17 protein-coding genes are annotated in these 18,473 nt (G+C 61.7%); 14 read left to right on the top strand and 3 right to left on the bottom strand.

Features of this window, described 5'->3' with window-relative positions:
- Positions 1–15: 15 nt before the first annotated feature.
- A complete protein-coding gene (gene mrdA / locus ACIQ3Q_RS19240) occupies positions 16–2,154 on the top strand; it encodes a penicillin-binding protein 2 (protein WP_396270816.1) in 2,139 nt (712 codons plus the stop codon).
- Positions 2,151–3,305 (top strand): rod shape-determining protein RodA, encoded by a 1,155-nt coding sequence (gene rodA / locus ACIQ3Q_RS19235; RefSeq protein ID WP_396270815.1) that lies wholly within the window; start codon positions 2,151–2,153, stop codon positions 3,303–3,305. The genes mrdA and rodA overlap by 4 nt, the downstream gene beginning before the upstream one ends.
- A gap of 36 nt (positions 3,306–3,341) precedes the next feature.
- Here the strand turns inward: rodA and ACIQ3Q_RS19230 are convergent, their stop codons facing one another.
- From ACIQ3Q_RS19230 to ACIQ3Q_RS19220, 3 genes are all read right to left on the bottom strand, one after another.
- On the bottom strand, positions 3,342–3,962 hold the full coding sequence (locus ACIQ3Q_RS19230) for a hypothetical protein (RefSeq protein ID WP_396270814.1): 621 nt from the start codon (positions 3,960–3,962) through the stop codon (positions 3,342–3,344).
- A 133-nt stretch (positions 3,963–4,095) separates the two neighbouring features.
- On the bottom strand, positions 4,096–5,520 hold the full coding sequence (locus ACIQ3Q_RS19225) for a sensor histidine kinase (protein ID WP_396270828.1): 1,425 nt from the start codon (positions 5,518–5,520) through the stop codon (positions 4,096–4,098).
- Between the two features lie 90 nt (positions 5,521–5,610).
- A complete protein-coding gene (locus tag ACIQ3Q_RS19220) occupies positions 5,611–6,282 on the bottom strand; it encodes a response regulator (RefSeq protein ID WP_396270813.1) in 672 nt (223 codons plus the stop codon).
- A gap of 195 nt (positions 6,283–6,477) precedes the next feature.
- On the opposite strand from ACIQ3Q_RS19220, the gene recA reads away from it, so the two are divergent.
- The 12 genes from recA to ACIQ3Q_RS19160 all read left to right on the top strand — a co-directional run bounded on the left by recA (position 6,478) and on the right by ACIQ3Q_RS19160 (position 18,309).
- Entirely contained in the window at positions 6,478–7,512 is a 1,035-nt protein-coding gene (recA, locus tag ACIQ3Q_RS19215; RefSeq protein ID WP_396270812.1) for a recombinase RecA, read from the top strand.
- 42 nt (positions 7,513–7,554) lie between these two features.
- The gene (locus ACIQ3Q_RS19210; protein WP_396270811.1) at positions 7,555–8,112 is read left to right on the top strand and encodes a regulatory protein RecX; all 558 of its coding nucleotides are present in this window, start codon (positions 7,555–7,557) and stop codon (positions 8,110–8,112) included.
- Between the two features lie 167 nt (positions 8,113–8,279).
- Positions 8,280–8,912, top strand: coding sequence for a DUF2889 domain-containing protein (locus ACIQ3Q_RS19205; protein WP_396270810.1), 633 nt, complete (start codon positions 8,280–8,282; stop codon positions 8,910–8,912).
- Positions 8,913–8,931: 19 nt separating this feature from the next.
- Positions 8,932–10,092: an ADP-forming succinate--CoA ligase subunit beta gene (gene sucC, locus ACIQ3Q_RS19200; protein ID WP_396270809.1), complete on the top strand. Its 1,161-nt coding sequence runs from the start codon at positions 8,932–8,934 to the stop codon at positions 10,090–10,092.
- 23 nt (positions 10,093–10,115) lie between these two features.
- Positions 10,116–11,009: a succinate--CoA ligase subunit alpha gene (sucD, locus tag ACIQ3Q_RS19195; RefSeq protein WP_396270808.1), complete on the top strand. Its 894-nt coding sequence runs from the start codon at positions 10,116–10,118 to the stop codon at positions 11,007–11,009.
- A 203-nt stretch (positions 11,010–11,212) separates the two neighbouring features.
- A complete protein-coding gene (locus ACIQ3Q_RS19190) occupies positions 11,213–11,950 on the top strand; it encodes a TerC family protein (RefSeq protein WP_396270807.1) in 738 nt (245 codons plus the stop codon).
- A 52-nt stretch (positions 11,951–12,002) separates the two neighbouring features.
- The gene (locus ACIQ3Q_RS19185; RefSeq protein WP_396270806.1) at positions 12,003–12,995 is read left to right on the top strand and encodes a serine/threonine-protein kinase; all 993 of its coding nucleotides are present in this window, start codon (positions 12,003–12,005) and stop codon (positions 12,993–12,995) included.
- A 30-nt stretch (positions 12,996–13,025) separates the two neighbouring features.
- Entirely contained in the window at positions 13,026–13,817 is a 792-nt protein-coding gene (locus tag ACIQ3Q_RS19180; protein WP_396270805.1) for a Stp1/IreP family PP2C-type Ser/Thr phosphatase, read from the top strand.
- Between the two features lie 72 nt (positions 13,818–13,889).
- A complete protein-coding gene (locus tag ACIQ3Q_RS19175) occupies positions 13,890–14,525 on the top strand; it encodes an FHA domain-containing protein (protein ID WP_396270804.1) in 636 nt (211 codons plus the stop codon).
- Between the two features lie 63 nt (positions 14,526–14,588).
- Positions 14,589–16,910, top strand: a complete 2,322-nt coding sequence (locus ACIQ3Q_RS19170) for a CHASE2 domain-containing protein (protein WP_396270803.1) — start codon at positions 14,589–14,591, stop codon at positions 16,908–16,910.
- Entirely contained in the window at positions 16,907–17,686 is a 780-nt protein-coding gene (locus ACIQ3Q_RS19165; RefSeq protein ID WP_396270801.1) for an MBL fold metallo-hydrolase, read from the top strand. Before ACIQ3Q_RS19170 ends, ACIQ3Q_RS19165 begins: the two co-directional genes overlap by 4 nt.
- Positions 17,687–17,871: 185 nt before the next feature.
- On the top strand, positions 17,872–18,309 hold the full coding sequence (locus ACIQ3Q_RS19160) for a prepilin-type N-terminal cleavage/methylation domain-containing protein (protein ID WP_396270799.1): 438 nt from the start codon (positions 17,872–17,874) through the stop codon (positions 18,307–18,309).
- Positions 18,310–18,473 lie beyond the last annotated feature (164 nt).

Here is an 18,473-nt window from a genome sequence, read left to right as displayed (position 1 = left end):
TGGGGTGGGCCGCCCATGACTGAGCTGAAGAACCTTGAAGCCGAGTTAGACCGCTTCAGGCTGCGCATCATTGCAGCCGTGCTGTTCATCTTGCTGGGCTTTGGCTTGCTGGTCGCCCGCATGGTGCATTTGCAGGTGGTGCGGCATGAGGAGTTGGCCAATCGTGCCGAAGCCAATCGCATTGCGGTGGTGCCCATCGTGCCCAATCGCGGCCGCATCGTGGACCGCAATGGCGTGGTGCTGGCCACCAATTACACCGCCTATACGCTGGAGATCACGCCGTCGCGGGTGGCTGACCTAGAGGCCACCATCAACAAGCTCGCTGAGTTCATCGACATCCAACCGCGCGACCGACGTCGCTTCAAGCGCCAATTGGACGAGAGCAAGAGCTTTGAGTCCTTGCCCATCCGCAACCGACTCAGCGACGAAGAGGTGGCGCGCTTCATTGCCCGGCGGTTTCAGTTCCCAGGGGTCGAGATCAAGGCCCGTTTGTTCCGCAACTACCCCCTGGGCGAGACGGGCAGCCACTTGATTGGCTACATTGGCCGCATCAACCAGGCCGAGAAAAAGGCCATGGAGGACTGGGAAGATGAGGCCCAGGCCAATTACCGAGGCACGGAGTACATCGGCAAGCTGGGCCTGGAGCAAAGCTACGAGCTGGACCTGCACGGCACCACGGGCTTTGAGCAAATGGAGACCTCGGCCGGGGGCCGGGCAGTGCGACGCCTGGACAACTTGCCCGCGACGCCTGGCAACACCTTGGTGCTGTCGGTCGACATTAAGTTGCAGGCCTTGGTGGAAGACATGTTTGGCGCGCGTCGGGGCGCCTTGGTGGCGATCGACCCGCGCAATGGTGAAATCTTGGCCTTTGTCTCCAAGCCCACCTACGACCCCAACAAATTCGTGGACGGCATCGATGTCGAGAACTGGCGCGAGCTGAACGAGTCCATCGACAAGCCGCTGCTGAACCGCGCGCTGCGAGGTACCTATCCGCCGGGCTCCACCTACAAGCCCTTCATGGCCATGGCGGCCCTGAATGCGGGCAAGCGCTCGCCCTCGACCATCATCAACGACCCGGGCTTCTTCATGTTTGGCGGCCACCGCTACGGCAGCCCGGAGAACGAGCGCGGTGGCGCGATGGACATGCGCCGCTCCATCGTCGAGTCGTCCAACGTTTACTACTACACCTTGGCCAATGAGATGGGCGTGGACATGATCTACGATCAACTCAGCCCCTTTGGCTTTGGACGGCGCACCAACATCGACTTGGAAGGCGAAGTCACCGGCGTGCTGCCGTCCCAGGACTGGAAGCGCCGCACCTATAAGCGGCCCGAGCTGCGCAAGTGGTATGCCGGTGAAACCATCTCTTTGGGCATTGGCCAGGGTTACAACAACTTCACCATGCTCCAGTTGGCCAATGCCATGGCCATCTTGGCGGCGGGCGGCCAGCGTTTTGAGCCGCGCTTGGTCAAAGAGATTGAAGACGTGGTGACCCATCAGCGGCGCACCGTTTCAGCCAAGGCGCTAGAGCCGCTCGCCCTCAAGCCCGAGCAGGTGAATGTGATCATGCAGGCCATGCATGGCGTGACCCAGCAAGGCACATCCACACGCATTTTTGTGGGCGCCCCCTATGCCAGTGGCGGCAAGACAGGCACGGCCCAGGCCGTGGGCATTCGCCAGAACGAGAAGTACAGCGCGGCCCGCATGGCCGAGCACTTGCGCGATCACTCGCTGTATGTGGCTTTCGCACCCTTGGACAACCCACGCATTGCTTTGGCCGTGATCGTGGAGAACGCGGGCTGGGGGTCGGCAGCGGCGGCCCCTATTGCGCGGCGAGTGTTTGACTATGTGCTGCTGGGGCTGTATCCCAGCGAAGAGGACATTGCCTTGACCCAAAAGGGCCAGTCCGTCGCGCCCGTGGGCACGCCCAGGCCCGCCGCCTCGGTGCCATTGCCCTCCAGTTCAGGCGCACCTGCTAGTTCAGAGGCGCAGGCCGTGGGTGCCGCCTCTGCAGCGTCTGGCCCTGGGGTGGCGTCGGCGGGCAGCGCCGCTTCGCGCCCTGCCGCATCAGCGTCGGCTGCAGCCGCGGCGCGGCCCAGGGCGATGACGCTGGATGCAGGCCCTGCGCAGCGCGCCTCAGGAGTGCAACCATGAGTGTGGTGTTCGAGCGGCCTTCCTTGTGGCAGCGGGTTCGGCCCGTGTTTTCAAGCTTTGACGTGCCGCTGACCTTGGGTTTGCTGATCTTGGCCGCCTTTGGCCTGATCACCATGTACTCGGCAGGCTACGACCACGGCACGCGCTTCGTCGACCATGGCCGCAACATGATGATTGCGCTGGCGATCTTGTTTGTGGTGGCCCAGGTGCCGCCCCAGCGTTTGATGGCGCTGGCCGTGCCGCTCTATGTGGTGGGCGTCACCTTGCTGGTGGCAACCATGATTTTCGGCATCACCAAAAAAGGTGCCACACGCTGGCTGAATGTGGGGATCGTGATCCAACCCAGCGAGATCATGAAGCTGGCCATGCCCCTGATGCTGGCCTGGTGGTTTCAAAAGCGCGAAGGGCAGTTGCGCCCGCTGGACTTTGCGGTGGCGGGCCTGCTGCTCATGGTGCCGGTGGCCTTGGTGGCCAAGCAGCCAGATTTGGGAACCTCCATCCTCATCCTCTCGGCGGGGCTCTATGTGATCTTCTTCGCGGGGCTGTCGTGGCGGCTGATCTTGCCGGTGGTGTTGGTGGCCTTGATCGGTATGGTGGCTTTGGTGTTGTCCGAAGATCAGATCTGCCAGGCGGATGTGAAATGGCCGCTTTTGCGGGAGTACCAAAAAACTCGCGTCTGTACGCTGCTCGACCCCACCAAGGATCCGCTGGGCAAGGGCTTTCACATCATCCAAGGCATGATCGCCATTGGCTCTGGTGGCTGGACAGGCAAGGGCTTTATGAACGGCACTCAGACGCATCTGGAGTTCATCCCCGAGCGCACGACAGACTTCATCTTTGCCGCCTTTGCCGAAGAGTTTGGCCTGATGGGCGTGCTGGGCTTGATTGCCGCCTTCACCTTTGTGCTCTTGCGCGGCCTGATGATCGCGGCCGAAGCGCCCACCGTGTTCTCGCGCCTGCTGGCGGGTGCCATCACGCTGAGCTTTTTCACCTATGCCATGGTCAATATGGGCATGGTCAGCGGCATCTTGCCGGTGGTGGGCATCCCCTTGCCCTTCATCAGTTACGGCGGCACCGCCATGGTGACGCTGGGCTTGGCCTTGGGCATGTTGATGTCCATTGCCAAGAGCCGCCGCCTGATGCAGAGCTGAAAAAGGGGCCAGCGGCCCCTTTCATGCGGAAGGGCTTCAGTTGACGAAGCTGATGTCGTCCACCACAAACTTGCAGGCGCCAGCGCTCATCAGCACGTGGGTCAGTGGCTTGGTGAACTTGACGGTCTTGAGCGCCGCAGCCAAGGTGGCCACCTTCTTTTCGACGCCTTGGCTGCCGATGCCGAACATCGTGACCTTGGCGCCGACGTCCAGACCAGAGCCAATCTTCAGCGAGACTTGGCTGACTTCGCTGGCAAAGCGGACCACTTCCGGCAAGCGCGGAATGCCGCCGTCTGCCATGGAGGTCTCGCAATTGAAGGCCAAGAAATTCGGGGCGGATTGACCCGTCACGGCGAAGTTCGAGCTTTGGTCCAGAATCGCGCCGCCATCCAGTGTGGCGGTGCTGGAACCATTGAACTGCACGCTGCCCACCGCCAACAGCGAGGTGGTGCTGATGAACAGGCTGGGTGCTGACGCCGCATCAAAGTTGATCAGGTTGGCGGCTTGCGCGCTGAAGTCTTGGGCGATCACCACCTTAGGGATCGCTTTGGGCGCGGTGCGCGCTTGGGTGGACGACACGCCACCGGCGGTGTCGTTGGCGAAGGTGGTGCCGGCCAGGGTCAACAGGGCGGCGGCGGTCAGCAGAGTGCGGTTCATGAGAGAACTCCTTGAGTGGTTTTGAATCAGGCGCTCGATCCCTACCGAACGCTGAGTCGCACTGTAGGAAGCGCAGACCTCAACACCCATCCCTACGGGCCTCCCGGCCCTAGGGGTGACGCACCCCCTACCTTCAGGCCTCGGTAGCGCCGTCGGGCTGGGCTGGCAACGTGAACCGCACCGTGAAGCGCGTGCCGGGGCGGTCGGCGTGCTCGCCCACGGGCGGGCGGGCATCTTCGACCGTCAAGGTGGCGTCGTGCTTCTCCACGATTTCTCGCACGATGGCCAGGCCCAAGCCGCTGCCATCCACATTGGTGCCCAGGGCGCGATAGAAGGGCTGGAAGACCAGCTCGCGCTCGGCTTCGGGGATGCCGGGGCCGTTGTCTTCGACTTGCAGAACCAGCACTTGCCCAAAGGGGTCGGCCATGATGCGTACGGTCACGCATCCGCCCTCAGGCGTGTACTGAAGCGCGTTGTCCACGAGGTTGCGGATCATTTCCCGGACCAGCAAGGGCTGGCCCACCAAACGTGGCACTTGCTCGCTGCTCTCAGGGCCCTCGTAACCCAGGTCAATGCGCTTGTCCATGGCCTTGGGCACAAAGTCCTGCACGGTGTCGGTGGCCAAGCGAGCGATGTTGAAAGCCTGCTGGCGGCGGGCTTGTTCTTCATCTTCGGCGCGGGCCATGGACAAGAGCTGGTTGACCATGTGCGCTGCGCGTTGGCTGGAACGTGAGATCTGCTGCAAGGACTTGCGAACGGACACCACATCGCCGCGCTCATCCAGCTCGCGCTGGGCGAGCTCAGCCTGGGTGCGCAAGCCGGCTAACGGTGTCTTGAGCTGGTGTGCAGCGTCGGCCAAAAAGTGCTTCTGCGCGCTCATGGACTGATCCAGCCGAGTCAGCAACTCGTTGATGGAGCGCACGAGCGGGGCTACTTCCTCCGGCGCATCCTGCACATCAATAGGGCTGAGATCATGGCTCTCTCGCTGCAGAATGCGTTGCTGAAGATGCGACAACGGTGCAATGCCCCGGGCCAGCGCGAACCACACCAGCAAAACGGCCAGCGGCAAGATCACATACTGCGGCAGCAAAACGCCTTTGATGATCTCCGTGGTCAGGCGCTCGCGCTTGTCCATGGTTTCTGCCACCTGCACCAGGGTGATGCCGGGCTCTGCCGAGATGCCAGGCGTGAGCCGCAGGCTGGCAATGCGCACCGATTCGTTCTGCACCACTTCGTCGCGAAACTGCACCTCACCGACCACGGCGTTGGTGCCCTCGGGTGGCGAGGGAAGTTCGCGGTCGCCGGCGATCAGTTCGCCGCGAGCCCCCAAGACCTGAAAGAAGATCTTGTCCACGTCGTCACTGCGCAGCAGTGCGGCAGCGGGGTCAGACAGCTTGGCCTTGCCGGGCTTGCCCTGCGGGTCGACCACCATTTGGCGTGACACCATGCGGGTCAGTTGCGCGAGGTCCCGGTCATAGGGCCTTGCCGCGATGTTTTGGGCCACCAGCCAGGTCAGGGCCGCGCTCATGGGCCACAGCAGCAGCAGCGGCACGAGCATCCAGTCCAGGATCTCGCCAAACAGCGAGCGTTGCTCTCGGCCCAAGGCTTTGATCACGAAGTGCCGGTGGGGCTCAGAGGGTGGTTGGGATCACGAGGCGATCTTTTCGAGGCAGTAACCCAGGCCTCGCACCGTGGCAATACGGATCGGACCTTGCTCGATCTTCTTGCGCAGGCGGTGGATGTAAACCTCGATGGCGTTGTTGCTGACCTCTTCGCCCCACTCGCACAATCGAGCCACCAACTGGTCTTTGCTGACCAAGCGCCCAGCGCGTTGCAGCAGCACTTCCAGCAGGCTGATCTCACGCGCTGACAGTTCGATCATCTGATCATTGATGTAGGCCACTCGGCCGGTGGCATCAAAGGTCAGCGGGCCATGCTTGATAACGCTGGAGGCGGTGCCCAGGCCGCGTCGCGTCAGCGCACGGACGCGGGCTTCCAACTCTTGCAGCGAAAAGGGCTTGGCCATGAAGTCGTCGGCGCCCAAATCCAGCGCTTTGACACGCTGGTCGATGGAGTCGGCGGCCGTGAGGATCAGCACCGGCATGGAGGTGCCCCGGGCGCGCAGCTTGCGCAAGACCTCTAGCCCGTGCAGGCGAGGCAGGCCCAGATCCAAAATGAGCAGATCAAACTCGTGGGAGGCCAAGGCGGCGTCGGCTTCGCTGCCGCTGCTGACTTGGTCGACCGCATAGCCCGAGCCACGCAGCGAGCGCAGCAGGCCGTCGGCCAACACCTGATCATCTTCGGCGATAAGAATGCGCATACAGCTTGTCTCCTCAGTGGGGGCACTCTTTGCATGGCTACAGCGCGCCGCTAACAGCCGCGTTGTGAGCAATGACTTTGTTGCCGATGCCCCGATTTTAGGCAGTCCGACCCCAGATGTCCGTTCACGTGAACGCGATACTGTACAAACATCCAGCTTCTGACATAATTGTTCGAAACATTCCCGGAGAACCTCATGGACGCCAAGAACGCCAACCCCGAAAAAGCCAAAGCCCTGCAAGCCGCGCTCGCTCAAATCGAGAAGCAATTTGGCAAGGGCTCCATCATGCGCCTGGGTGAAGGCGAAGTGGTGGAGGACATTCAAGTCGTCTCCACCGGCTCATTGGGTCTGGATGTGGCGCTGGGCGTCGGCGGCTTGCCGCGTGGCCGCGTGGTGGAAATCTACGGCCCGGAATCTTCCGGCAAAACCACGCTGACGCTGCAAGTCGTGGCCGAGATGCAAAAAGTGGGCGGTGTGGCGGCCTTCATTGATGCCGAACATGCCCTGGACATCCAATATGCCCAAAAGCTCGGCGTCAACCTCCAAGAGTTGCTGATCAGCCAGCCCGACACCGGCGAGCAAGCCCTTGAGATCGTGGATTCGCTGGTGCGCTCTGGCGCCGTCGACCTGATTGTCATTGACTCGGTGGCTGCGCTGACCCCCAAGGCCGAATTGGAAGGCGAGATGGGCGACTCCCTGCCCGGCTTGCAAGCCCGACTGATGAGCCAAGCCTTGCGCAAGCTGACGGCCACCATCAAGAAATCCAACTGCATGGTCATCTTCATCAACCAGATCCGCATGAAGATCGGCGTGATGTTTGGCAGCCCTGAAACCACCACCGGTGGCAATGCCTTGAAGTTCTATGCCTCGGTGCGCTTGGACATCCGCCGCATTGGCTCCATCAAGAAGGGCGAAGAGATCGTGGGCAGCGAAACCCGCGTCAAGGTGGTTAAGAACAAGGTGGCGCCGCCCTTCAAGGAAGCTGAATTCGACATCCTGTACGGCGAGGGCGTGAGCCGTGAGGGCGAGATCATCGACCTGGGCGTGGCCAACAAAATCGTCGACAAGTCCGGTGCGTGGTACGCCTACAGCGGCGAAAAAATCGGCCAAGGCAAGGACAACTCTCGCGAATTCCTGCGCGAGAACCCCGACATTGCCCGCGAGATCGAAAACAAGGTTCGCGCGGCTCTGGGCGTGCCCTTGCTGGCGGAGTCCTCGGGTGCGGCCTGAGGCCTGCCCTGCTTGAAGGCCTGTTTGAACAGAGGCTGAGGCATGGCCGGCCATCGCCCCTTGCCCAGTCTGAAGGCGCAGGCGCTGGCGCTGCTGGCCCGCCGCGAGTTCAGCCGCTCTGAACTGCAAACCCGCTTGCTGGCCCACGCTCGCAAGCGGGTCGCTGCCGCCGCCGCTGCCCAGGCGCCGCCTGTGGACCCCTGGGATCACGAGGCCGCAGCGGTTGAGCCGGTAGAAGCACCTAGCGCCGAGACGCTGCACGCCGAGGTTGAAGCCGTGCTCGACTGGCTGGCAACGCGTCAATTTCAAAGCGATGCACGCTTTGTGGAAACGCGGGTGAATGCTCGCGCCGCCCGGCATGGTGAGCGTCGAATTCGCCATGAATTGGCCCAACACGGGCTGGCGCTAGATGCCGACACCGCCCAGCACCTTCGTTCCACCGAGGTCCAGCGCGCCCGTGAGGTCTGGCTCAAGCGCTTTGGGGCTGTGGCCTCCGAGGCCCACGAGCGCGCACGCCAGATGCGGTTTTTGGCCGCGCGTGGCTTCAGCGCCGAGGCCGTGCGCCGTGTGGTGGGTGGGCGGGACCCTGCTGAGGAGTGAGTGGCGAGGCCTTATTGCGCCAACTTGGCGCAAAAATGCTGCATTGCAGCACGCGTGATACAGTGCCGACCTGTTTCAGCGCTGTAACTCTCGCGTTCTGGCAAGGTTTGGTGGGCTCAAGAGCCCCAGATCCAGCAGACGCGATCGGCGCTTGACGGCCCCACCCCATGCCTTTGCCAGCCTCAGATCCCCAACGCGTGCTTCAGCACACTCGCGCCGTGCAGGTGGAGATGTACTCCCGTGCGGACGGACTGTGGGAGGTTGACGCCCGCTTGCGCGACACCAAGACGCGTAAAATTCGGGGCAGTCAAGGGGTCTTGCCCGCCGGTGAAGCCATCCACGATCTGGTGCTGCGGCTCGTCATCGACACCCAATTTCACATTCACCGCGCAGGGGCCGAGTCCCTGGCTGTGCCTTACCGTGGCCAATGTGACGACCATGGCGACGCCTATGCCCAGCTGGAAGGCCTGAACCTGATGAAGGGCTTCAAGCGCGCGGTGCGCGAGCGCTTGGGTGGCGTGGCGGGGTGTACACATCTGACAGAATTGGCCGATGTACTGCCGACCGCTGTCATCCAAGCGTTTGCCGGCCTTGTGCTGGACACTAAGGGAGAAGGCGATCAGGCCCCTTTCCAGCTTGATCGCTGTCATGCACTCAGGCGAGACGGCGAGGTGGTGCGATTGCACTATCCTCGCTGGTTTCGTCAGCCTGATGCCAACAAAGTATCGGAAAATCACGCGCCGGTGACCCCGGCAGCGTCTCGCGACGCGGCCTCGGCCGCTAGACCTCTTTCGTCCTGAACTCACGAAAAGACCACCCATGAAGATCCACGAATACCAAGGCAAAGAAATCCTGCGCCAATTCGACGTGCCAGTGCCTCGCGGCTATCCGGCTTTCACTGTGCAGGAAGCCGTGGAAGCGGCCCAAAAGCTGGGCGGCAACGTCTGGGTGGTCAAGGCCCAGATCCACGCGGGCGGCCGCGGCAAGGGCGGCGGCGTCAAGTTGGCTAAAACCATGGACGACCTGAAGACGCTGTCCGACCAGATTCTGGGCATGCAGCTGATCACGCACCAGACCGGCCCCGAAGGTCAAAAGGTACGTCGTCTCTATATCGAAGAAGGCGCCGACATCAAGAAGGAATACTACGTCTCGCTGGTCACTGACCGCCAGACGCAGAAGGTCGCCTTCATTGCCTCCAGCGAAGGTGGCATGGACATTGAAGAAGTGGCCCATTCCACCCCTGAGAAGATCATCACTGAAGTGATCGATCCGCTGGTGGGCTTCACCGCCGAGTTGGCCAAGAAGATTGCAGGCGCCATTGGTTTGCCCGAGGCCTCGCACGCCCAAGCCGTCACGCTGTTCCAGAACCTGTACCGCTGCTACATGGAAACGGACGCGTCGCTGGTGGAAATCAACCCCCTGAACTGCGACTCCAAGGGCAACCTGATCGCCCTGGACGCCAAGTTCAACTTTGACGCCAACGCCCTGTTCCGTCACCCCGAGATCGTGGCCTACCGCGACCTGGACGAAGAAGACCCGGCTGAAGTCGAGGCCTCCAAGTTCGACTTGGCCTACATCAGCCTGGACGGCAACATCGGCTGCCTGGTGAACGGCGCAGGCTTGGCCATGGCCACCATGGACACCATCAAGCTGTTCGGCGGCGAGCCGGCCAACTTCTTGGACGTGGGCGGTGGCGCGACGGCCGAGAAGGTCACCGAAGCCTTCAAGATCATGCTGAAGAACAAGGCCGTCAAGGGCATCTTGGTCAACATCTTCGGCGGCATCATGAAGTGCGACACCATCGCCGAAGGCGTGATCACCGCCTGCAAGGCCGTCAATCTGCAAGTGCCGCTGGTCGTCCGCATGAAGGGCACCAACGAAGATCTGGGCAAGAAGATGTTGGCCGACTCCGGTCTGCCCATCATTGCCGCTGACACCATGGCAGACGCTGCCACGGCCATCGTCGCCGCTGTCAAGTAAGCCCAGAGCGAAGGAACACACACATGTCGATCTTTATCAACAAAGACACACGCGTCATCACCCAGGGCATCACGGGCAAGACCGGTCAGTTCCACACCCGGGGCTGCGTGGCCTATGCCAATGGCAAGAACTGCTTCGTGGCGGGCGTGAACCCCAAGAAGGCCGGCGAAGACTTCGAAGGCATTCCCATCTACGCATCGGTCAAAGAAGCCTCGGCTCAGACTGGCGCCAGCGTCTCCGTGATCTACGTGCCGCCCGCAGGGGCTGCGGCTGCGATCTGGGAAGCTGTGGAAGCCGACCTGGACTTGGCCATCTGCATCACCGAAGGCATTCCTGTGCGCGACATGCTCGAAGTGCGCAACAAGATGAAGGCCAAGGAAGCTGCTGGCGGCAAGAAGACCTTGCTTCTAGGCCCGAACTGCCCTGGCTTGATCACCCCGGAAGAAATCAAGATCGGCATCATGCCGGGTCACATCCACCGCAAGGGACGCATCGGCGTGGTCTCGCGCTCGGGGACGCTGACCTATGAAGCCGTGGCGCAATTGACCGAAATCGGTCTGGGCCAGTCCTCCGCCGTGGGCATTGGTGGCGACCCCATCAATGGCTTGAAGCACATCGACGTGATGCGCGCCTTCAACGACGACCCCGATACCGATGCCGTCATCATGATCGGCGAAATCGGTGGTCCGGACGAAGCCGAAGCTGCGCTGTGGTGCAAGGCCAATATGAAGAAGCCGATCGTGGGCTTCATCGCTGGCGTGACCGCTCCTGCGGGCAAGCGCATGGGCCATGCCGGTGCCTTGATCTCCGGTGGTGCTGACACAGCCGATGCCAAGCTCGCCATCATGGAAGAGTGCGGCTTCAAGGTCACGCGCAACCCCTCTGAAATGGGCCGCCTGCTCAAGGCGATGCTCTGAGTTCAGCCTAGGGGCCTCGCCCCTGCTGACGGGCTGGCACAATAGTGCCTGCCCCCTCTACAGGCCGCTCTTGCGGCCTGTTTGCATTGGGCCAACGCCTCCGCGTTGCCTTGGGCGCTGTCTGTAGTTTCACGCACGACAAAGGCGGTGGATGCTGCCTACACTGCGCCCTTCCAAGAATTTAGATTGACAGGATCTCCTCCATGGATCAGTTCATGCACGCCGACTTTTGGATCGCCGTCGGCCAGATCATCATGATCGACATCCTCCTGGGTGGCGACAACGCGGTCGTGATCGCGCTGGCCTGCCGCCGGCTTGACCCAAGCATGCGCAACAAGGGCATCATTTGGGGCACGGTGGGTGCCATCGTCCTGCGGGTCATCTTGATCTTCTTTGCCTTGACGCTGCTGGCCATTCCCTTCCTGAAGTTGGTCGGTGCAGCGCTGCTGATCTGGATTGGCGTGAAGCTGCTGATGCCCGAAGACGGCGATGAGCACGGCAACATCCAAGCCAGTGACAAGCTCTGGGCCGCAGTGAAGACCGTGGTGATTGCCGACTTGGTGATGAGCGTGGACAACGTCATTGCCATTGCGGGGGCAGCCCAAGGTGCGGGTGCGGGCCATCAAATGCCGCTAGTGGTGTTCGGTCTGTTGGTCAGCATCCCCATCATTGTGTGGGGCAGCCAACTCGTCATCAAGTTGATGGACCGCTTCCCGCTCATCGTTGTCGTCGGCGGCATGCTCTTGGGCTGGATCGCTGGCACCATGGCGGTGGCTGATCCGGCGGTCATCTCCTACATGCCAACCCTGACCCCGGACAAGCCCGGCGCCGCGCCCGAAGTTGCGGCCTCGGTGCGCTATGCTGCTGGCGTCGCTGGTGCCTTGTTGGTGCTGGTGGTTGGCAAGGTCTTGGCTGCTCGCAAATCGTCAAGCTCCGCATAAGCCCTGTGGTAATGTTGCCCAAAGATCAACCGACCGGGGAGGTGGGTGAGTCATGGGCAACACCAAAGGTTTCTGGGGACGTTTAGGGTTGGGTCGGGCGGCTGGCGCTACTGGGGCCGAAGTCGATGACGACAGCCGTCCAGGGCCAGCGGACCGCACGAACGCTGCCGATGGCGTCAAGGGAACTCGCTTGGGGGGCTTCAGTCTCTTGCGTTGTGTCGCCCAGGGCGGGCAAGGTGAGCTGCACTTGGCCACCGACATTGGCACAGGGCTGCCCGTCGCGATCAAGACCATTCACCTGGGACGCAGCGAAGTGGCCTGCGATCGCTTCATGCGTGAGGCCACGGCAGCTGCGCATTTGCAGCACCCCGACATCGTGCGCAGCTACGCAGCAGGCACCGATGGCCAAGGAGACGCTCGCAAGGGCTGGATCGCCATGGAATGGGTGTCGGGTGAAGACCTGGGGCAAATCCTTGCTGGGCCTATCAGGCCAGACGCTGCCGCCGTCCTGCTTATTGCGGCGCGGGTGGCCGCGGCATTGGCCTATGCCCACCGCAAGGGCGTGCTGCACCGAGACATCAAGCCAGGCAATATCTTGCTGCAGCGTCGCAGTGGATTGGTGAAGCTCACTGATTTTGGCTGTGCCAAAACGGCCGATGCCGCTGCCAGCCGCAGTGGGGTGATGCTAGGCTCACCGGCCTATATGGCGCCAGAGCAACTGGCCGGGGGCGCCGTGGACGGACGAGCCGACTTCTATGCCCTGGGCGTACTGCTGTTCCAAGCCTTGACGGGGCGCTTGCCATTCGACTCCCCCAGCCTGGGTGATTTGCTGTCTCAGATTGCCCAGAGCCCCGCACCGTCGTTGCCTGACTTGCGCCCGGATCTGCCCAAACCCCTCGGGCTCTTGGTCGCCAGCCTGCTCGCCAAACAAGCGGCCGACCGCCCGCCTGACGGGGACGAACTGGCCCGAGAGTTGTGCAAGATGGCACTGGCATGCGGACTCCTGCATTCAGACGATGCTGCCGTGACAAGGCACAATGTGTAATTCTTTGCAGCAAACTTCCTCGGACACATCGTGACCTTGCAACTCGACTACTTCAGCGTGATCGACACGGGCCGCGCGCGGAGCAACAACGAGGACGTGGTCCAGGTTGACGAGGCTCTGGCGTTGGTGGTGCTGGCCGACGGCATGGGGGGCTATCAAGCCGGAGAAGTGGCCAGTGACATGGCGGCCACCACCATGCGTGAGCACATGACCCAGTGGCTGGCTGACCCGGGTGCACCGCGTCTGGCTGCGGACACCGCCCAGGCCCTGATGCGCAGTGCGCAAGAAGCCAATCGCAAGGTTTTTGAGGCGGCCAACAGCAAGCCTGAATGGGCGGGCATGGGTACCACCTTGGTGGCGGCGATGGTCATGAATGACCGGCTTTGGATTGGCCATATTGGCGACTCACGGGCCTATCGCCTGCGAGGCGACCGCCTGGAGCAGCTCAGCCGAGACCATTCGCTGTTACAAGAACAACTCGACGCCGGCCTGATCACGCCAGAAGATGCCGCCAAATCGGTGCACCGCAATTTGGTCACTCGGGCTGTTGGCGTTGAGCCTGAGGTCTTGCTGGAGGTACGCGAGCACGATATACAGTCGGGCGATCTGCTGTTACTGTGCTCCGATGGACTCTCCGACATGTTGCCAGATGCCCGCATAGAGGCGGTGATGTGTGCGGAATCTGAACTGGAACCCATGGGAAGGGCTTTGGTTCAGGCCGCCAATGACGCGGGCGGGCGGGATAATATCGCCGTGATTCTGGTTCGAGCCAAGGGAGGCGCCGCTCTAACAGGGCGGGCCTGGTGGCCGTTCCGTCGCTGAGCTGACGCAGCCCAGCCGCGAGCCTTCGCGGCCCTGTGAGCAGTTCGGCCACTCGACAACAAGAGGATTTTCATGGGCAAGCTGGTCGTTTCACTCGACAACGTCGTCATCAAAGAGGTGCAGATCACCAAGGATCGCACCACCCTGGGACGCCGCCCCTACAACGACATCGTCATTGACAACTTGGCCGTCAGTGGTGAGCACGCCGTGCTTTTGGCTGTGGGTAATGAGGTCTATATCGAAGACCTGAACAGCACCAACGGCACCTACATCAACGGCAAGGCCATCAAAAAACAGTTGCTGGCACACAACGATACCGTGGAGATCGGCAAATACCGTATCCGCTATCAAACCGAAGAAGCGGCTGACTACGAAAAGACCATGGTGCTGCGCCCTGGCGCCTTTGGTGGTGCGCAGGCGGTGGTGCCGCCGCCTACCGTCAGCCAACTGCCGGCCTCGATCAAGGTGTTGAACGGTGGGGCCGCAGGCCGTGAAGTCTTGCTGACCAAGGTTGTGACCACGGTGGGCAAGCCTGGCACGCAAGTCGCGTCTATTGCTAAACGCCCAACGGGCTATGTTTTGGCACACGTCGAAGGCGATGCTCGCCCTAGCATCAATGGGGTCCGCTTGGCCGACGACGTCATGCAACTCAAGAACGGTGACGTGATCGAGTTGGCCGGGACTCAAATGCAATTCATTCAGGGCTGACAAACGTCCTTCGCCTTGACGGCGGCGCTTTGAGCAGAGCCCCACGCACTCACGGCCTTTGATGTGAGACGACTTCGCTGGTTGGTGTCGCGTGGTGGTTTGTGGCTCGCCAGCTTGCTTCTGGTGGCTTTGGGGGGCTGGCATGCCGCCGTGTCACCCATTGCAGCCTTGCAGCGCCTGGAGCTGGCCTTCGACGACCTGCGTCTGAACGCCTATCTGCAGCCAGGGCCTCACCCCGACATCGTCATTGTGGATGTCGACGAATCCAGCTTGGCTGAATTGGGACGCTGGCCTTGGCCCCGCACGCACTTTGCGCATCTGGTCGATGAACTGGTTCAGCGCCAGCGGGTCTCCGCCATCGGCTTTGACTTTGTCTTTGCAGAGCCAGACCTGGGCGCTTGGCCATTGCTCAAGGCGCTCGCTCAGTCAGACCCGGCCTTGGCCGAGCAACTGCCCCGCTGGCGGCAAAGCACAGACAACGATGCCGTGTTTGCCAAGGCCCTCAAAGGTCGCCCCGTGGTCTTGGGCTATTACCTGAGCAATGACCGAGGCGGCGTGCGTGTAGGCGCTTTACCTCAGCCCCTGTTTGCGCTGCCAGACGGCTCACCGCAAATCCGCCTGCCTCATTGGAGCGGCTTTGGTGCCAATGTGCCCGCCCTCCAAGCTGCCGCGCCGATTGCCGGCTTCTTCAATGCTTGGCCTGACGACGACGGGGTCGTGCGTTCCGTGCCGGCAGTGGGTCGGGTGGACCAGCAAATTCAACCCTCCCTGGCACTGGCGCTCGCCCGCATGGCGGCAGGCTCTCCGGCGGTGGAGCCTGTGTGGGTGCCGGTGTCTGGTCGGCCGGGTTGGGTCGATCTGGTGGCTCTCAAACTCACGCCTTCCGATGGCGGTGGGGCTACCCTGCTGACGCTGGACGAGCATGGTGGCCTTCGCGTGCCCTACCGGGGGCGCGGCGGCAAGGTGGGGGGCGCGTTCCGCTATGTGCCTGCGGCTGCATTGCTGGCGGGCCAGCTTCCAGCGGCCGAGTTGGCTGGCAAATTGGTGTTGGTCGGCAGCTCTGCGCCTGGTTTGGCCGACCTGCGCTCCACCCCTGTCAATGCGGCCATGCCGGGTGTAGAAGTTCATGCCAACTTGCTGGCAGGCATGCTGGATGGCCGCCTGCCCCAGCGCCCTGACTGGGCGCCGGGCTATGAAGTCGCATTGATCGTGGTGTCCTTGCTCTTGGCGGCCTTGGTGGCCACCCAATTGGCCGGCCGCTGGGCCATGGTAGGGGCTGCCGCCTTGGGCGCCACCCTGGTGGTCAGCAACTTGCTGGCCTATTCTCAAGCGGGTTTGGTCTTGCCGGTGGCCACGGCACTGGTGCTCTCTGCCATCTTGTTCTTTGGCGCCGTCAGTGTGAGCTATGTGCGGGAGTGGGAGGGACGACGCTCCTTGGTGCGCCTGTTTAGCAGCTACCTGCCGCCAGACCGAGCCAGGGCTTTGGCGCGCGACCCCCAGGCGCAAAACCTGGAAGCCGAGAACCGCGAACTCACGATCTTGTTTTGCGACCTGCGTGGCTTTACCAGCTTGGCGGAAAACTTACCTCCGCTGGCGCTGCGCGACTTGCTCAACCAGTACCTGTCCACCGCCACGGCCATCGTTCACCAGCATGGTGGGACCTTGGACAAATTCATCGGCGATGCGGTGATGGCATTTTGGGGTGCCCCCCAGCCCCAGGCCGACCATGCGGCCCGGGCGGTGCGCGCCGCCATGGCCTTGGCTCAAGGCACCATCCCTTTGAACGAGACCCTGCGCGCGCGCGGCTTGCCCGAGGTGGGCTATGGCATTGGCGTGGCCACGGGCGTGGTGTGTGTAGGCGACCTGGGCTCAAGTGCGCGGCGCGCCTATACCGCAGTGGGCGACGCAGTGAACCTTGCGGCCAGGCTAGAGAGCCAAACCCGCCAGGCTGGTGTGGGCTTATTGGTCAGTGACACCACTTGTCACGCAGCGAGGTTGGACCTGCCGGACATTTTTTGGGTTGAGGTCGATCAAACCCAAGTCAAAGGGCGGCAACAATTTGTGAACATCTTCACGCCGGTTCCCGCCACATGTTTTGCGGATGCCGCAACACAGGATCAACTGCGCAATTGGCAGCTTGCGCTGGCTGCCGCGCGCCTTCACCATGACGCACCGGCGCGCGCCTATCTTGGCCGCCTCAACGAACTACTTGCTTTGAACTCTCACGCCACACCTCAGCAGCAGGCCGAAGGCTCGCGCCCCTCCCTCCAAACTGCCGAACTGTTTGCTGCCTTGGCTCAGCGACTCCAGGCCGATCTGGACCGAGCCGCTGCGCAGACCGCAGCGAGTGCAGGCACTTCGCCTGCCGGGGGTGCTGCAGCGTGACTATCAGAGTCCTGGGCTGTTCGGGCTCCATTGCCAAAGACTGCCGCACCACCGCCTTCTTGTTGGATGACGACATCCTTATCGACGCGGGCACAGGGGTGGGCGACCTAGAGCTGACTGAACTGGCCTGTATCGACCACATTCTGGTCAGCCACTCGCACCTCGACCATGTTTTGGGCATTCCCCTGCTGGCCGACAGCGTGATGCGCCGCCGCACAGGCCGCCCTCCCATCCAGGTTCATGCCTTGCCCGAAACCCTGGCCGTGTTGAAGAACCACCTCTTCAACGACCAGTTGTGGCCCGATTTCACCCGTATCCCCAGCAAAGACAAACCGGTGCTGGAGTTGGTGCCCTTGCAAATCGGCCAAGTACTCACCTTGGGCCGCCAACAGCGCGCCATCGAGGTGCTGCCCGCTGCCCACAGCGTTCCTGCCGTGGGCTACGCCGTGCGTGGCCCAGGCGGCGACTGGGTCTACACCGGTGACACCGGCCCCAACCCTGCGCTCTGGCAAGCCCTACAAGGCCGCCGGGTCAGCCACTTGGTGATTGAAATCGCCTTCCCCGAGAGTGAACACCTGCTGGCCAAAGATGCCGGGCACCACTGCCCGTCCTCTCTGGCGGCAGAGCTGAAACAAGTGTCAGGCGACTTGACCCTGATGCTGACGCATGTAAAGCCGGGGGAGATGGAGGCGGTGAAGGCTGATTTGGCCGATCGACTGCCTGGCACGCCCTTCCAAATGCTGGTCAGCGGTCAGTGCATCTCCTTGGGCAACTGAAGCTCGTTCAGCGAAGCCCCAAGTGACAAAACTGGTCACAACGCCGTTGAGCTGACGGAACACGTCAGCAAGGACTGACAGGAATTGTCAGTTTTGCCCCTAAGTTCACAGCCAGAGCGGGCAAAAGAGCTGGCACGCCATTCGCTTATGTAGAGTGTCCGCAGCAATCAGACTTCATTGGCATCATGAAGAAATCGTCCAACGCAGGCTTTACGCTCATCGAGTTGATGATCGTGGTGGCCATCATTGGGATCTTGGCTGCGGTGGCGTTGCCAGCCTATCAAGACTACACCATTCGTGCAAGATTGGCTGAGGGCTTGGTATTGGCAACCTCAGCAAAGAATTCGGTAACTGAGAATTTCTCAAGTGGACGAGGTGCAGGTGAAGGCTATGTATTGCCATCAGCTACGTCTAACTTTACAAGTATGAATATTAACTCCAACACTGGTGTTGTGGTTATCAACATGGACTCAGCTAGGGCAAAAGGTGTGATTTTCACTTTCACACCCATTGATAATGATGGTCCTTTTGCAAGTCCAAGGACACCCTCAGGCGTGGTGAAGTGGGGGTGTACGACGGCCGTGAGTCATCGGAACTGGGTTCCGACTGAATGTAGAAATTGATTCTCGTGCATTTAATTTTCGTGAGGCGTGATTTGCATATTAGTTGTCACGTCTCATGTGATCATTGGCCGATTCGAAGCTGGCCGCTACTTCAGGCCAGAGCTGTCCTGAGCGAGTTGCTGGCTTCGATCCCAGAGAGTTCATCATAGCCAGATCGCATGAGC

The sequence above is a fragment of the Ideonella sp. genome (assembly GCF_044358605.1).
Taxonomy (GTDB): domain Bacteria; phylum Pseudomonadota; class Gammaproteobacteria; order Burkholderiales; family Burkholderiaceae_C; genus Ideonella.
This window is presented reverse-complemented; position numbering and strand designations above follow the sequence as displayed.

Bases quoted from the DNA above. Each gene is read 5' to 3' on its own strand.
- ACIQ3Q_RS19210 (WP_396270811.1), top strand. From the start codon at position 7,555: ATGGCCGGCCATCGCCCCTTGCCCAGTCTGAAGGCGCAGGCGCTGGCG.
- ACIQ3Q_RS19160 (WP_396270799.1), top strand. From the start codon at position 17,872: ATGAAGAAATCGTCCAACGCAGGCTTTACGCTCATCGAGTTGATGATC.
- mrdA (WP_396270816.1), top strand. From the start codon at position 16: ATGACTGAGCTGAAGAACCTTGAAGCCGAGTTAGACCGCTTCAGGCTG.
- ACIQ3Q_RS19205 (WP_396270810.1), top strand. From the start codon at position 8,280: ATGCCTTTGCCAGCCTCAGATCCCCAACGCGTGCTTCAGCACACTCGC.
- recA (WP_396270812.1), top strand. From the start codon at position 6,478: ATGGACGCCAAGAACGCCAACCCCGAAAAAGCCAAAGCCCTGCAAGCC.
- ACIQ3Q_RS19220 (WP_396270813.1), bottom strand. From the start codon at position 6,282: ATGCGCATTCTTATCGCCGAAGATGATCAGGTGTTGGCCGACGGCCTG.
- ACIQ3Q_RS19230 (WP_396270814.1), bottom strand. From the start codon at position 3,962: ATGAACCGCACTCTGCTGACCGCCGCCGCCCTGTTGACCCTGGCCGGC.
- ACIQ3Q_RS19190 (WP_396270807.1), top strand. From the start codon at position 11,213: ATGGATCAGTTCATGCACGCCGACTTTTGGATCGCCGTCGGCCAGATC.
- ACIQ3Q_RS19225 (WP_396270828.1), bottom strand. From the start codon at position 5,520: ATGCTCGTGCCGCTGCTGCTGCTGTGGCCCATGAGCGCGGCCCTGACC.
- ACIQ3Q_RS19185 (WP_396270806.1), top strand. From the start codon at position 12,003: ATGGGCAACACCAAAGGTTTCTGGGGACGTTTAGGGTTGGGTCGGGCG.
- sucC (WP_396270809.1), top strand. From the start codon at position 8,932: ATGAAGATCCACGAATACCAAGGCAAAGAAATCCTGCGCCAATTCGAC.
- sucD (WP_396270808.1), top strand. From the start codon at position 10,116: ATGTCGATCTTTATCAACAAAGACACACGCGTCATCACCCAGGGCATC.
- ACIQ3Q_RS19175 (WP_396270804.1), top strand. From the start codon at position 13,890: ATGGGCAAGCTGGTCGTTTCACTCGACAACGTCGTCATCAAAGAGGTG.
- rodA (WP_396270815.1), top strand. From the start codon at position 2,151: ATGAGTGTGGTGTTCGAGCGGCCTTCCTTGTGGCAGCGGGTTCGGCCC.